The sequence below is a fragment of the Dellaglioa sp. CoH-56-MRSF-14 genome (assembly GCF_056782115.1).
The window spans coordinates 53,351-67,967 of sequence record NZ_JBXAYB010000007.1 but is presented as its reverse complement, the minus strand read 5'-3'; the positions used below and the strand labels follow the sequence as shown (position 1 = coordinate 67,967).

The window sequence follows — 14,617 nt, the reverse complement described above, 5'->3', positions numbered from 1 at the left end:
TTATTTGCGATATTCATTATCGCCTCAATAGCACTTATTAAATATATCAGCTTTCTTTTTCTTGGTCAAGTCTATTTCTGTGAATATCTCTTAATTGTTGGCTTATCCAAAAATCCATTTTATCATCTATTGCTTTAAACCCTGTATCTATAGACCTATTTGTCCAATAATATTTATGTTTTATTTTAATACCTGTACTTTTAAGATTACTATTTTGTTTAGTAAAATTTCTAATTGAAAAACTCATTTTACTGTTATATTCATCAATATCAATAATCCTAACCGTAATTTTTTCATTTATTTTTAAATAATTCAATATGTTATCCACATAACCGTTATGGCATTCCGAAATATGGATTAAGCCTTGAACTCCATCCGCAATTGTTACAAAAGCACCATATGATTGAATACCTGTTATAGTTCCTACAATAATTTGTCCAATTCTATATTTCATTTATACTCCTCAATCTTTCGGTAAAAACGGCCAAAATAAAAAGGACTTTCATCCTCTTTATTTTGTTACTATCATATCTTCAATTACAATTGGTTCAACTGGTTTATCTTGCATAGCTGTTTTTGCACCCGCAATTTTATCAACAATGTCCATTCCACTAACAACTTGTCCAAATACTGTATGATGAAAATCTAACCAAGGAGTTCCACCTTTTTTATATTCTACGACTACCTCTTCAGGATAATTTGCATCCTTTAATTGTCCAATCATCTGTTCAGGAACATTCGAATTTTGGACAATAAAAAATTGACTACCATTTGTTGATGGTCCAGAATTAGCCATCGATAAAGCACCTCTTAAGTTAAAAAGTTCAGAAGAAAATTCATCTGCAAACGATTTACCCCAAATACTTTCACCACCCATTCCAGATCCTGTTGGATCACCAGATTGAACCATAAAATCAGAAATCACTCGATGAAAAATAACGTCTTTGTAGTATCCATTTTCTGAAAGTCCAATGAAATTTTCTACCGTCTTAGGTGCTTGTTCTGGAAATAATTGAATCGTTATATCACCGTAATTCGTAATCATTTTAACTTTTGGTCCAACTACATGTTCTAAGTCTAATTGTGGGTATGTCATAACTATGTTCCTCCTATTCAAACTTTATTGATTCCATTGTACCCAATTTCACTCTATTTTACTATTACTTTATATTTTTTATGCGTTATACTATTATAATGCTATTAAATGGAATGCTAGGAGACTGTTATGACAACAAATGAAATATTTGATATTACTATCATTGGTGCCGGACCCATCGGACTATTTACTTCAACTTATGCGCACATGCGCCAAGCTAAAACTCAAGTTATTGAAAGTCTTCCCGACATTGGTGGACAAGTTGGTACATTATATCCAACGAAAAAAATATATGATATAGCTGGATTCACTGGCATATCAGGTGAACATCTAATTAAGGAACTTTCAAGGCAAGCTCACCAATTTGACTTTGACGTTAAATTAAATGAGACCGTCTTAAATTTCGAAAAAGAGAATGATATTTTTAGGATTCAAACTTCTAAACGGGTTACATATAGTAGAACAATTATTATTACGGCTGGAATTGGTTCTTTTCAGCCACGTAAATTAAATATTGCTAATTCAGCAACATTCGAGAATGAATCATTATTTTACAATATTAGTGACCTTTCTAAATTTTCTCATAAACAAATTGCTATTGCTGGCGGTGGTGATTCTGCTATCGATTGGGCAAATGAGCTATCGAACATTACAAAACAAATTCATATGATTCACCGTCGAGATAACTTTAGAGCTCTAGAGTACAATGTCACAAAACTCAAAAAAACTGATACTATATTTGAAACTCCCTTTTCGATACAATCACTTTCTAAAAAGAATGGTCGCCTTGAAATTTTGCTAAAACATTCTAAAAATAATCTTAATAAAACGATAATTGTTGATAATTTACTTGTGAATTATGGCTACTTATCCGATAATAAAATTATTAATGCTTGGGGTATAAATATGGATAAGAAACTAATCTCGGTAAATTCTGAAATGGCAACTTCCATTCCCGGTGTTTTTGCCGCAGGAGATATTGTTTCATACCCTGGTAAAATAGCACTAATTGCTTCAGGATTTGGTGAAGCACCGACTGCCGTAACTAGTGCCCTAAATTTTATAAACCCAAATATTAATCGAACTATTCATAGTACGCAACTAATGAATCCACATTATTAAAAAAATAGAACTTAAGGGGTATTTAATATTATGTCTGTCATAAACTTTTTTATAGATTTTGTTTTACATATAGACACACACTTGATTAGTATTGTGAACAACTTTGGAAATTGGACCTATCTTATCTTATTTTTTATTATCTTCATAGAAACTGGAGCGGTTATTTTACCTTTCCTACCTGGTGATTCACTTTTATTTGCAGCTAGTGCTCTAGCAGCAAATTCAATTTATCATTTGAATATTTGGATATTTGTAATCCTCTTTCTTGCTGCAGCGTACATGGGAGACTCACTAAATTTCTTTATTGGAAAAAAAGTAGGGAACTCAATTTCAGATCATTCATTATTTAATAAAATGATTAGCAAAGATAGTCTCGATAAAACAGAACAATTTTTCAATAAACATGGTGGACCCGCAATTATTTTAGCAAGATTCATGCCTATTATTCGTACGCTTGCTCCCTTCATCGTTGGTGGTAGCGGATTTAAGTACTCTCGCTTCTTACGCTTTAGTCTAATTGGCGGATTTGCATGGGTCACCATTTGTTGTTCTGCTGGATTTTTCTTTGGAAACATTGCAATCGTACAGGAACATTTTTCTTTAGTCGTATTGGGAATCATACTAATTTCCTTAATTCCAGCTGTATTTAGTGGTATTAAGTCAAAATTAAGTAAATAACTAGCTATTAATATCCCACCCTTTCTATCTTAATCTAATAAAAAAACGAGACGCCATTTTCACTGGTGTCTCGTTTTTTTAATTACTACGTTTAATTTCTCTCTTACCAAAGTAAATACCAACTAAAAAGAACATCTCAATTAGACAAAAGACCATTAGAAAACAAATCATAAAAAAATTTTCTGGTAATGCCAAAATGATTGGATCTAGTTTAGGATTAAATATCCAATCATTATTTCTAAACACGAGCTCATGAAATAGTATAAAATAATGATCAAAATTAAAGAAAAGTAAAAATACACTAAGAAAAGGAACAGTAATAGCCATCTGAAAAGGTCTTACCAATTTCCATAATTCCTTTTGTTTTGTTAATTGACCAATAAATATTATTGCAATAAATCCTAAAATTAAAAAACAACCATAATTAAACTGCACCAATTGTTTAACATCATGATAATGTTGCATCCCATTATATGATGAAGGCAATATCATTTTTACTTTATTTACCCAAGGATAGTTAAAATAGTCTAATAAATTATTATAATCAGACATTAATTCTGATTGGTTTAACCCAACAATTTTATTCAAATGTGATTGCTTGATAAAAATTTTATAAACAAACGTACTATTAATTACCAATATAATAGAAAAAGAGACAATCGCTAGATATAAACTTAGCCACTGTCCCATTTTTTTAACGCGCTCTATCATTATCAAAGTCCCAATCATCAAGTGAATCCAATTGAATAGTTGGTTGAACTTTTTTAGATGCCACTAAGTTTTTTGTTGAAACGCCCGTATAGACTAACATTGTATCAACCCCAAAGTTAATTCCGGCTTTAATATCTGTCATGTAGTTATCTCCAACCATCACAACTTCACTTTTCTTCAAGCCAAGTCTTGATAGGGCTTTTTCCATGATGATAGTTTCAGGTTTACCAATATAAGTAGCTTCTTGTTGTGTTGTACATTCAACCATCCTTACCAGCGATCCAGCACCAGGAAGTAGTCCACGTTCATTCGGAATATTAGTATCAGCATTTGTTCCAATAAATTTAGCACCACGTTTGATTGCTAAAGTTGCCATTTCAAATTTATGATACGTAACATCGGAATCTAACCCAACAACAACATAATCAGGCGTCGTTTCCTCAATAATAAATTTTTTATCCATAATTGCTTTCTTTAATCCGTTTTCACCAATAATATAAACACTTCTTTTATCAGGGTTTAACGCATCTAGATAATCTGCAGTTGCAAGTGCCGCCGTATAGACTTCTTTCTCAGTTACATGTATATCAAAATTATTTGCTAAATTATTGACAACATCAGCTGGTATTTTAGTCGTATTATTAGTCACAAATAAAAATGCAATATTTCTTGCTTGTAGAGACTCGATAAATCGTTTTGCTGCCGCAATTTTTTCTTTTCCTCGATAGATTGTACCATCTAAATCAATCATATAACCTTTATATGCCATTATTATCACCTTGCCTATTTAATTATGCTTTATCTTTTTGCCTAATTACAAATTCGTGTTTCTTTGTTCGTTTTGTTGCCGTTTTTAAATTATTTTTTTGTGGTTTTACTGGTTTAGACTTGTTTAATGGTACTTTAGTTTTTTTATTTTTTATTTGATATTTTTTTTCAGTTGTGTGCGCCCTTACTACAGGTTTTCTTTTCTTACCAACTGGTTTAACTGTTTTTTTACGTTCTTTAGGATTAGAAATTGGTTCAGGTTTTTGAATTTCCAAATTGTGCAACACAAAATAAGAACATCCAAAATTACAATATTCATATAAATAATCTTCAAGAGTATCGATACATTGTGACCGATATGCCTTTTTATTCTCGGTTTTATAAAAACCTCTTAATCGAAGTTGATCATATCCCCAGTCTCCAACAATATAATCATATTTCGTTAAAATTTGGCTAAATCGTTCCGTTAATTTTTCAATTTCAAAACCATCTCTATAATTGGAAACAAGATCATATGGACGGTTATCGATTAGTACTCGGGTTTCACTCTGTCGAACAACATCACTAGCATAAGCTTTAATTTTTTCTGCTTTTATTGCAAGTTGCTGTTCTCTCTTTTCTTTCTGTGCTTGATTCAAATCTCAAACCTCCTTTTACAACTTTAGTCATACTTCATTATACAGAAAATTCTAGTTTTAAATAGTCCCCAACGTAATCTCTTAAAAATTTCTTGCCATTTATCGAAATTTCTCCGGTTATTTCTATGGTTGGAAAAAACGGTATATACATAAAATGATCAACTGTTGCAATAGTATAATATGCATCCAAGTCAATTTTTTCGTTATGATATATAAGGTCCCCATTTTCTTGTTCTACCAGTCCATCAATCACTACTTCACCAAATAATTGGCCTCTAAAACCCATCCCTTTAATTGGGAATTTCTTAAGAAATGAACTATTCTTTTTAATTTCTTGTACTAATCGCCATAGATTATAACCAGTTAATTTAGCAGTAATAACCCGCATTGGGTGTGGCAGTGTTTGATGCAGGTCATTTTTTGTTACAAATCCTTTTTGTAAATTTTTCAAAAATAATCCACCATTTAACATTGCAATATCCGTTTTTGTACCCGCTTCGATGGCTTTCAATGATGTCTGCATTAATGCTGAATTTTTAGTCCATGATGCTTCTAAATCTTCAGGCAATTTTGCAACAACTTCAGATGTTAAAATTTTTTCTCCGCGTAATCTATATTCTGCTATTTCGTCTTGGTCACTTATAACTTCTGCTAAACTTTCTGTTTCAATTACTTTAGCAACTTCTTTTCTAATTTTATGATTTTCAAGTTCAATCGCTACTTCGCCCACGTACATCCCCCACTTACCAGCTGCGGCCAATAATGATTCATTAACTTTTTCACCGGATTTCAATAAATGATGTGTGTGGCTTCCTAATACAATATCTATCTGAGGATACTTTGCAGCTACTTTTCTATCTACAGGTAAACCTAAATGTGATAACAAAATAATAACATCTACTTTACCTGCTATTTTTTTTAAAAGTGAAGGTAAAACGGTATCAATTTGATTAGATTCCCAACCATTCATCTCATACGTCATTGGAAATGGTGCTGTCAAGGCAATTATTCCAATTTTAGTTCCAGCTGCAGTTTCCATTATTTTATATTCTTTGGCCCATGCAGGACGATTATTAACTTCTCCATCTACCACGTTATCAAGGATAATGTCGAATTTTGCATTATCATATAAATGTTGTAATTGGCTTCGCGAATTACCAATACCTTCATTGTTACCAATTGTCGCTGCATCATATGCTACAGTATTCATTAATTCAATATTGGCTTTGCCATTTGTAGCTTCCGACAACGGGTGCACACGATCAATTGCATCTCCAATATCAAAAGTTAAAACAGTTTGATTTTGTTTTTCAAGCTTTATTTTTTCAGATTGTAAAAATCGCCTAATTTTAGGCCAATTTTCTAAATGTGAATGAATATCATTTGTATGTAAAATCGTTATTTTTTCCATTAGTTTATATCCACCTTATTTTGATTATTTACTGACTTTCTTTTCACTAACTATATTATTATGGTTGTCCTAAAGTTCTTTTCTAACCATCAAATTCCTAATAGGTGGGTTCAACATTATTAGTTATACTATATCCTATATTATACTGCTTACCGTGTCCAAGTGAATTTATATGACCCTTTACAAAAAATAGCATGCAGAAAATAGTATTGCTCGCGCTGAAATTAACTATTAAATTGTAATGTTTTTAGAAGCAAAATCAAACAATATTTTCAACAATTACTTTTAATTTGTGCCCTAAGTATACAAAAAAAGACCCTCACACGTGGTCTTTTCAGCAAAAATTTAATTTTCCATCTTCATTTGAACACTTTTAATAACATAGAGTACAATTAACCAACCAATTGAAGCAATCAGCGCAATTAATGTATCAGGTTTTAAGCATAGCACAATACCTACAAAAGTTAGAAATAATAGAATTAAATAATTTGTAACAGGAAAGAAAGGCATTTTAAATACTAGCATTGATTCTGTTTTTTCTAGTTTTATTTTTCGTCTATACTTCAAATGTGCAATTACAATTGCTCCCCAAATGAACAAGAAACAAGTCGTTGCAATACTTGAAATAAATGTAAATACCGATTCAGCCATAAACATATTCAGTACGACTGAAATTGCAATCACAAGAGTCGAAAATTGTAATGCAAATGCAGGTACTTGATTATGTGATAACTTACTAATTTTTTTAGAAAATTTATTTTTTTTATTATAATTAAGCGAGAACAACATTCTACCTGTACTAAATAAAGACCCATTACAAGCTGAGGCTGCAGCTGTAATTACAACAATATTAATAATGCTGGCTGCTGATTTTATCCCTATATTTTCAAATACTTGAACAAATGGACTTTGTGATTCCGAAATCATATTCCAAGGATAAATCGCCATAATTGCCAATAATGATCCTACATAAAACAAAATAATTCTTAAGGGTATTTCATTAATTGCTTCTGGGATAACCTTTGTTGGGTTTTCAGTTTCTGCAGCTGTTAATCCTACCATTTCAATACCGACAAAACTAAACAGTACCATTTGAAATGACAAAATAAATCCTTTAATTCCTTGGGGGAAAAATCCACCGTGACTTACTAAATTCGTCAAACTGGCATGCCCAGCTGAAGTTTTAAAGTTTACCACTACCATATACACGCCAATACATATCAACACAATAATGGCAATAATTTTAATGAGTGCAAACCAAAATTCTGTTTCACCGAATAATCCCACTGTAACTAAATTTATTCCTAAAAGAATAAGGAGCATAACCATACCAGGAATCCATTGCGGCAAGTTAGGAAACCAAAATTTCATATATAACCCGACTGCGGTAATTTCTGTCATTGCAATTGTTACCCAACAGACCCAATATGTCCATCCAGCAACAAATCCAACCTTTTCACCTAGATATTCATAAATAAAATCAATAAATGAATGTGCATTCACATTCGATAACAGTAATTCACCTAACGAACGCATTAAAAGAAAACATGCAATTCCGGTAATAATATATGCCAATAAAATAGATGGCCCAGCCAAATGAATAGATTGACCTGCTCCCAAGAATAAACCAGTCCCAATTGTTCCACCAATTGCAATTAATTGAACATGTCGACTTTTTAATCCTCTAACATGCTGATCTTCTGAACTTTTTTCTGCCATTAATATCAAACTCCCTCTATAGTAATTAAGTAGATTATACATGACACATGTTAATTTCTAAAGAAATTATTCTTTTTATAATTAAATAAAAAAAGCGACTCAAAATATGAGTCACTTTACTTATTATTAAAGTTGGCCTTTATCCACTTATCTAACGTTTTAACAAAGCTCTGAAATAGTTCTTCACCCTTTAGTGATGGGAAATCACCTAATAGTACTTCATCAACTTGTTTACTACCTTCGCCATGTTTCTGTAAAATCAAAATAGATTTACGTGAATTAGCTGAACTAAATAATTCCACAGGTAAATTGAGCATACCTTGAAGATATGCATTTGATTGAATGTAAACGAGTAATTTTTTTGCTTCCTCTGTTTCAAATAAACCAGTAGGAACAAGGTATATGCCAAAACCGCCATCATTTAAGTATTTGATTGATTGTTCTATTAATAAATGATGTACATATGAATGACCTTCAGTTGCATGTGTAGCAAAATGGGTAACTCTTTCATCTAGAGGGTAATAACCAATTGGTAAATCAGCAATAACAACATCAGATTTTTTTACAATTAGGTCATCAACCGCATCTTGGTGAAATAATTCTAAATTTAAGTGTTGTAATTGTCCACTTAACCCTGCAATTGATAACATTGTATCATCATTATCAATCCCGTATGCTTTTGAAATCTCAAACTTATCAGCAGCCATTTGATTCAAAATCGTCGTCAGTAAGTTCCCTGATCCCACTGTAATGTCCAATAAACTAAACGATTTTTTTGTACTTATTAATTTTTCTAATACAAATGCAACTAAAAATCCAATTGTATCTGGTGTTATTTGATGATTAGGTTGAATACTTTCTTGTCTTGTTGCCTTCAATAAAACTAACTGTACAACTTTACGTACATCTTCTGACGATAAGGCATTCAAATTCATTTTTTTATAAATCTGATTCAAAATTTTTACATCTTGCTCACTTGGTAATCCATCTTCTACGTGTACAGATTTATTATCTAACAAATTATTGCTAGTCTCAATAAATGCGTCCAAATAAGTGATTTCTAAACTTTTTTGTAAAATATCAATTGTTTCATTAATCTGATTAAAGTTCATTTCTATTTCTTCTAATGACATAAAATCACTCCTTGAATTTATTTGCTCGTTTCAGTTTAACGATTTTTAATTCTCAATTCAAGTTAAGTTTCTTTTTTATCATTTTTCTGAAAAAGAATATCGATTACCATTCTTCAAAATAACCTGATAGGCTCCTTTTTGATATTCAACAACACCATAATTATAAGTATATTTTTCTTTTAGATTTTTTGCTTTTTGATTTAAAATAGTCATGTTTTTCATAGTTTCTGCTTGATTATATTGGCATATTTTCTGATAACTAGTGAATTTTGCTTGGAAATATATCAGTTGTCCCAATAACAAACCAATTAATAACATTAAACAAAATATGGCTGATACAACTAAATGTCCGTTTAATAATTTGATTTTTCGCATCTTAATCCTTTTTTTCCATAGGTATTACCAATTTTAAAGTCTTATTTTGGTGTTCTTGTTTGATTTTTAAAAATAGAATTGGTTCATCGTATGCCACCGAAAATGATTTCACATGATATAAAATTGGTATATGACCTCCTGAAAATCCAATAAACTGTATCATTTCATTATGCTGACTAAGATAGTAGCGAGCTCCTGTCTTATTATTTTTTAATGAAATTGTATATTGACCAACATCTATTATCTTCAAATCTAAGTGATCTGACTCCAATAATCCGATACATTGCTGTAACGAAAAATCTCTATCTCCGCTAATTTCTTGGTGTTCATTTGTACATAAGTGCCAACATGTTGTCATTAGACTAAGAGAGATGATAAATATACCTAATGCAATAATAGTTTCTAACAAAGAAAAACTTTTCATTGCAATTTAATACTTGTTAAATCATTTTCAGACTTAATTCGAATTTCAGACATAGTAGCACATTGTAATTCGCCATCAACTATTTTTGATAATTTACTTGTCGGATGAATGACTAATAATTTACTGATTTCTTTCAGATTTCTTGTAGTTGTTGTTTTATGATTCCAATAATCTTCTTGTTTCTGTAATGTGTGATTGGTCTGTACATATAATCCAAAACCTGATGCGACAATAGTTAAAGTCATAATAGCGTCAGCTAACACAATTCCTGACATTTTACGCACGTTATTCGACATCCTTTCTAATAAATTGACCCCACCCAATTTGAAATACTATTTTTTGATTTCTATTTGGTAATGTGGATTTAAAATTAACTGTTTTACCAGTGATTTGCCCACTTTTATTTATTTTTATCGTTACTCTATTTTTAACTGTCACAGTCTTCGGATAGTCTAATTTAATTTTACTATTGCCATTAATAATGGTCATTTTATCATCATTAAAATTAATACTATTAGGCATCCGATTCATCGGTGCCTCTACCACTGCACTTTGCCAAAGTTGTTCAAAATTTTGCCAAAATTGTTTTTCTTTAGATATCGCAAGTACTTGATCCATTGGCCCCATTAGCAATAGACCACAAATACTAGTAATTGCCAACGAAATAAGCATTTCAAATAAACTAAATGCTTTAAATTTAGTTTTCTGTTTTAACAACATTATTCGAGATAATAATATGATTATCTTTTGCTTCCTTTTCTTGCTTTTCAGTTAAATATTTTTCCGAAACTAAATCAGCAAAATTTATCGATTTATTATGCGTTTCATTTTCATACAAATCAACCTGCGTTTGGACGACGCTAACTAACGCTTCATCATTAACCCGTTTAGCACCTGCTCTTTGATGTCCAATGTTAGGTAATATAATCAACATTAGAAGTGAGATAATAAATAAGACACATAGCATTTCAACAAGCGTAAATGCTTTTAATTTTTTTCTATTTTTTTTCATTGAATTTCCTCCATAGTTTGATACATAGGTAATAATATTGTTAAATACAACCCAACAATACAGGCCGCTACAATTATGAATGCAACTGGCTGTACATAAATCATGATTCTTTCGACAGATGACTCAAATTTACGATAAGTTAATTCCGAATACATTAATAATTCTTGGCTCATCACATCTAACGTATTACCTTTTGCGAGAAATGTCGTTATCTCATTAGGAAATAAAGGACTTTTATCGATCATTTGTTTTGTACTCCCACCATTTTCAAAATGATTCGTTAACTGTTTACCTAACTGATATAGTAAAGATTTTTGATCAAATTGATTTAAATAATCACATATTTTATTCAAATTTAAACCACTTGCTAAAAGCAGACCCAAATTAAATGTTAAATAATAATGACAATAATCCCGATAAATTTTACCTACTATGGGGACCTGACAATACCAAACATGCCTGTTCATCGTACTTTGTTTTGAAACACGAATGATAATTTTTATGATATATCCGATAAATAGACTAATTACGACAGAGATAATACTCTTCATTAAAATCATTTTAAAGTTAGAATTTGATGACGCACCTAACTGACTATAATTTATTTCAGGCAAAATAAATTGTTGGATTCCGATATATAAGACAACCAGTAATCCCATCAGAATCATTGGGTATTGCATGAGTTGCTTTAACTGTTTCTTTTGTTTTACTCTAACCGTCATCAATTTTCCGAGTTGTTTAATACTTTTATTTAATCCGCCATATTTTTCAGAAATCGTAATTTGATAATACGAACTTTTTGAAATATACGGCTTGATACCTGTTGAGAAGGGTTCACCACTTCTTAACTTGGATTCAATTTTTTGAATATCTATTTTCCCAACTGGAAATAATTTAGTCGCCGTTGTTAAAGATTGCCTGAGCGAAAATCCCGAATCTAATAAGTCTGCCAAGACTTCGAAAAATTCACTTTGTTTTTGAATTGACCATTTTCTTCTATTTAAAATTATTTGCTGTTTCAATTGTAATAATATTTTTCTTAATACATTGATCAAGGTTATCATGCCACCTTTCTAAAGCTATTTTTTGATTAAATGTTCCTTCAAGAACAGACTCTAACTTTTGACCTGTTAATATATCAAATAGTACACCGCTTCCACCTTTCGTTGTTTCAATTAATCGCTGATAACTTACTGCCTGTAGCGTTCTATTGAGATCATCTCGACTAACGCCAAGATTTTCAAGTCGTTTAATTGTTCCTACTGCATTTCTTGCATGTACGGTACTTAAAATTAAATGACCACTCATTGCAGCTTTAATTGCAGCATTGGCAGTGACTTCATCCCTGATTTCACCGATAATAAAAATATCAGGATGGTGCCTCAATCCAACTTTTAATAATTCCGCATATGTCATGTTTGCTTTATCATTAACCTGTAATTGAATAAAATTAGGATTTTGAATTTCAACTGGATCCTCAATAGTTAATATTGTTCTTTGATTCTGAATCATTTCAGCCAGTTGGTACATTGTCGTTGTCTTACCTGAACCCATTGGACCTGAGAATAAAATTAGCCCACTGGACCCACATGCATTTATCAACTGCTGAAATTGATTTGGTAAAAGTTGAAGTAACGGTACATCGGTATTCGAATAAATAAATCGTATAACAATCGATTCTCTACCTAAAAAATCGCCAACACTCGAAATTCGGCAATTTACCTTTTTATGTTCTATCTGCCATTGAAAAGTCCCAAACTGCGGCCGCCTAGTTTCGCTCAGAATCATATTTGCCTTAAATTTAAGAAAATTATTCATTTGTATCATCTTTTTTTCTGAATATACATTAAGGCTATGATAGTTATTCAACGTTCGATACTTAACTAAGCATCCCTTGGCACTTGGAATTATATACATATCACTTGCTCTGTTTTTAACACATATTTTAATCATTTCTTGTATTTCTGTTTCAATCATCTCAATATCCCTCCTTTCCATATATTTAAGTACGCAAAAAAAGCCAAAACATTTAATTTTGGCTTTTCATATTTTTATATTTAATTAATTTCTAACTTTTTAAGATGACTTATCTCTTTATTATAGAGAGTATCTTAATCTTCGTCTGCAATATCACCAGCATGGAACACTTCTGAAACATCATCATTTTCTTCCAATGCATCAATCATATGATGGAATTGTTCAATTTTATCTTCCGGTACTGGTACTAGATTTTGAGGAATCATTACTAATTCAAATGTATCTAATTTGTATCCCTTTGCTTCTAATGAAGCACGTACATCTGGTAAATCTTTTGAATCTGTATAGATTTCAAATAATTCTTCTGATGTTTTCAAATCCTCAGCACCAGCATCAATAACATCTTCAAACATAGCATCTTCATCAGTATCTAATTCTTCACGAGAAATAACGATGTAACCTTTACGATCAAACATGTAATTAACTGAACCTGTTTCTCCTAAATTTCCACCATTACGTGTAAATGCAATACGAACTTCTGAAGCAGTCCGATTACGATTATCCGTCAAGGTATGAACTAAGATGGCAACGCCACCAGGTGCATAGCCTTCATATGTAATTTCTTCATAATCTGCACCTTCTGAACCAGACGCTTTATCAATAGCACGTTTAATATTATCTTTTGGCATATTTGCAGCTTTAGCTTTATCAAGCATCAAACGTAATGAGGGGTTCGAATCGGGATCAGGACCACCACTTTTTGCAGCCATGTAAATTTCTCTCGATAATTTTTGGAAAATTTTACCACGTTTAGCATCTTGTGCATTTTTACGACCTTGGATGTTATTCCATTTTGAATGTCCTGACATAATTCCCTACCTCTTTCCGAAATGTTTCTGAATTTTTACTTTTAACCGTTTATTATGATATCAAAATAATAGCTTAATATCAACCTTCTTCACGAGAATAGGACTGAACTAGTTTTCTTTAGCTTTTTTGTGCCGATAGTACATTAAAATTAATATCGTCAAAATTACACCTGTTGTTGCACCAATTGTATCAAGTAAAACATCTTGGATTAAGGGCGTTCTGCCACCTGTAAAACTTTGGTGAATTTCATCAAGTCCTGCATATAGCGCTGCACAAGCAACTGCAATAAGCCCACTGTAACGCCAATACTTAATTTTATTTTTCACTCCCAAGAATATGAAGCTAGCCATAAAGAAATATGTCATAAAATGAGCAGTTTTACGGATGAAAAACTCAACTAATTTAAAATAACCAACATGGTTAAAACTTTCATCTGCTCCAGCATAACTAAATGAAATATGTGACAACATACTTTCAAATGGTTTACCAGCTAAATACTTTTCTAAAAAAGGAATAGATGTCTGCTGCTTGTACGTTTCCGAAGAACTAATAAACAGAATTACAATAATTAATAAGGCTAAAACAAAGTAAATATTATTTTTATTTTTCATAAAATTTCCCATCCAAGTATAATAAAAACTTGATTTTCCAAATATAATTTAGAAAACCAAGTTTTTTATTAT

General features: G+C 31.2%; 19 protein-coding genes and 1 pseudogene. 2 read left to right on the top strand and 18 right to left on the bottom strand.

From position 1 onward, the window contains the following. Positions 1-46: 46 nt before the first annotated feature. Both AC1RPX_RS07360 and AC1RPX_RS07355 read right to left on the bottom strand, forming a co-directional pair. Complete coding sequence (locus AC1RPX_RS07360) at positions 47-454, bottom strand: CvfD/Ygs/GSP13 family RNA-binding post-transcriptional regulator (RefSeq protein ID WP_481761807.1); 408 nt, start codon at positions 452-454, stop codon at positions 47-49. A 57-nt stretch (positions 455-511) separates the two neighbouring features. After that, entirely contained in the window at positions 512-1,096 is a 585-nt protein-coding gene (locus AC1RPX_RS07355; RefSeq protein ID WP_481761808.1) for a peptidylprolyl isomerase, read from the bottom strand. A gap of 129 nt (positions 1,097-1,225) precedes the next feature. Here AC1RPX_RS07355 and AC1RPX_RS07350 point away from each other — a divergent pair, with 129 nt between their 5' ends. Further along, entirely contained in the window at positions 1,226-2,218 is a 993-nt protein-coding gene (locus AC1RPX_RS07350; protein WP_481761809.1) for an NAD(P)/FAD-dependent oxidoreductase, read from the top strand. A 39-nt stretch (positions 2,219-2,257) separates the two neighbouring features. Then, on the top strand, positions 2,258-2,896 hold the full coding sequence (locus tag AC1RPX_RS07345; protein ID WP_481761861.1) for a VTT domain-containing protein: 639 nt from the start codon (positions 2,258-2,260) through the stop codon (positions 2,894-2,896). A 78-nt stretch (positions 2,897-2,974) separates the two neighbouring features. Here the strand turns inward: AC1RPX_RS07345 and AC1RPX_RS07340 are convergent, their stop codons facing one another. The 16 genes and pseudogenes from AC1RPX_RS07340 to AC1RPX_RS07265 all read right to left on the bottom strand — a co-directional run bounded on the left by AC1RPX_RS07340 (position 2,975) and on the right by AC1RPX_RS07265 (position 14,545). Continuing rightward, complete coding sequence (locus tag AC1RPX_RS07340; protein WP_481762413.1) at positions 2,975-3,607, bottom strand: TIGR01906 family membrane protein; 633 nt, start codon at positions 3,605-3,607, stop codon at positions 2,975-2,977. Then, positions 3,591-4,376, bottom strand: coding sequence for a TIGR01457 family HAD-type hydrolase (locus AC1RPX_RS07335; RefSeq protein WP_481761811.1), 786 nt, complete (start codon positions 4,374-4,376; stop codon positions 3,591-3,593). Before AC1RPX_RS07335 ends, AC1RPX_RS07340 begins: the two co-directional genes overlap by 17 nt. A gap of 22 nt (positions 4,377-4,398) precedes the next feature. Beyond that, complete coding sequence (locus AC1RPX_RS07330; protein ID WP_481761812.1) at positions 4,399-5,013, bottom strand: YutD family protein; 615 nt, start codon at positions 5,011-5,013, stop codon at positions 4,399-4,401. Between the two features lie 37 nt (positions 5,014-5,050). Beyond that, positions 5,051-6,424 carry a bifunctional metallophosphatase/5'-nucleotidase gene (locus AC1RPX_RS07325; protein WP_481761813.1) on the bottom strand — a complete coding sequence of 458 codons (1,374 nt, stop codon included), beginning with the start codon at positions 6,422-6,424 and terminating at the stop codon, positions 5,051-5,053. 345 nt (positions 6,425-6,769) lie between these two features. Further along, positions 6,770-8,143 (bottom strand): amino acid permease, encoded by a 1,374-nt coding sequence (locus tag AC1RPX_RS07320; RefSeq protein WP_481761814.1) that lies wholly within the window; start codon positions 8,141-8,143, stop codon positions 6,770-6,772. 116 nt (positions 8,144-8,259) lie between these two features. After that, positions 8,260-9,276, bottom strand: coding sequence for a class I SAM-dependent methyltransferase (locus AC1RPX_RS07315; protein WP_481761815.1), 1,017 nt, complete (start codon positions 9,274-9,276; stop codon positions 8,260-8,262). Between the two features lie 78 nt (positions 9,277-9,354). Beyond that, a complete protein-coding gene (locus AC1RPX_RS07310; RefSeq protein ID WP_481761816.1) occupies positions 9,355-9,651 on the bottom strand; it encodes a hypothetical protein in 297 nt (98 codons plus the stop codon). A 1-nt stretch (position 9,652) separates the two neighbouring features. Continuing rightward, positions 9,653-10,060 (bottom strand): competence type IV pilus minor pilin ComGF, encoded by a 408-nt coding sequence (locus tag AC1RPX_RS07305; RefSeq protein ID WP_481762194.1) that lies wholly within the window; start codon positions 10,058-10,060, stop codon positions 9,653-9,655. 11 nt (positions 10,061-10,071) lie between these two features. Then, positions 10,072-10,359 (bottom strand): hypothetical protein, encoded by a 288-nt coding sequence (locus tag AC1RPX_RS07300; protein ID WP_409022756.1) that lies wholly within the window; start codon positions 10,357-10,359, stop codon positions 10,072-10,074. A gap of 1 nt (position 10,360) precedes the next feature. Beyond that, positions 10,361-10,702, bottom strand: coding sequence for a hypothetical protein (locus tag AC1RPX_RS07295; RefSeq protein WP_481762415.1), 342 nt, complete (start codon positions 10,700-10,702; stop codon positions 10,361-10,363). 9 nt (positions 10,703-10,711) lie between these two features. Further along, positions 10,712-10,795 (bottom strand): annotated as a pseudogene (locus AC1RPX_RS07290) (prepilin-type N-terminal cleavage/methylation domain-containing protein); the annotation flags it as partial. Then, the gene (gene comGC, locus AC1RPX_RS07285; RefSeq protein WP_409022758.1) at positions 10,773-11,087 is read right to left on the bottom strand and encodes a competence type IV pilus major pilin ComGC; all 315 of its coding nucleotides are present in this window, start codon (positions 11,085-11,087) and stop codon (positions 10,773-10,775) included. The pseudogene AC1RPX_RS07290 and the gene comGC, both read right to left, overlap by 23 nt. Next, positions 11,084-12,142, bottom strand: a complete 1,059-nt coding sequence (comGB, locus tag AC1RPX_RS07280; protein WP_481761819.1) for a competence type IV pilus assembly protein ComGB — start codon at positions 12,140-12,142, stop codon at positions 11,084-11,086. Before comGB ends, comGC begins: the two co-directional genes overlap by 4 nt. Beyond that, positions 12,084-13,064, bottom strand: a complete 981-nt coding sequence (gene comGA, locus AC1RPX_RS07275) for a competence type IV pilus ATPase ComGA (protein ID WP_481761820.1) — start codon at positions 13,062-13,064, stop codon at positions 12,084-12,086. Before comGA ends, comGB begins: the two co-directional genes overlap by 59 nt. A 134-nt stretch (positions 13,065-13,198) precedes the next feature. Beyond that, positions 13,199-13,933: a YebC/PmpR family DNA-binding transcriptional regulator gene (locus AC1RPX_RS07270; protein WP_481761821.1), complete on the bottom strand. Its 735-nt coding sequence runs from the start codon at positions 13,931-13,933 to the stop codon at positions 13,199-13,201. 108 nt (positions 13,934-14,041) lie between these two features. Next, positions 14,042-14,545, bottom strand: coding sequence for a VanZ family protein (locus AC1RPX_RS07265; RefSeq protein ID WP_481761822.1), 504 nt, complete (start codon positions 14,543-14,545; stop codon positions 14,042-14,044). Positions 14,546-14,617: the final 72 nt, after the last annotated feature.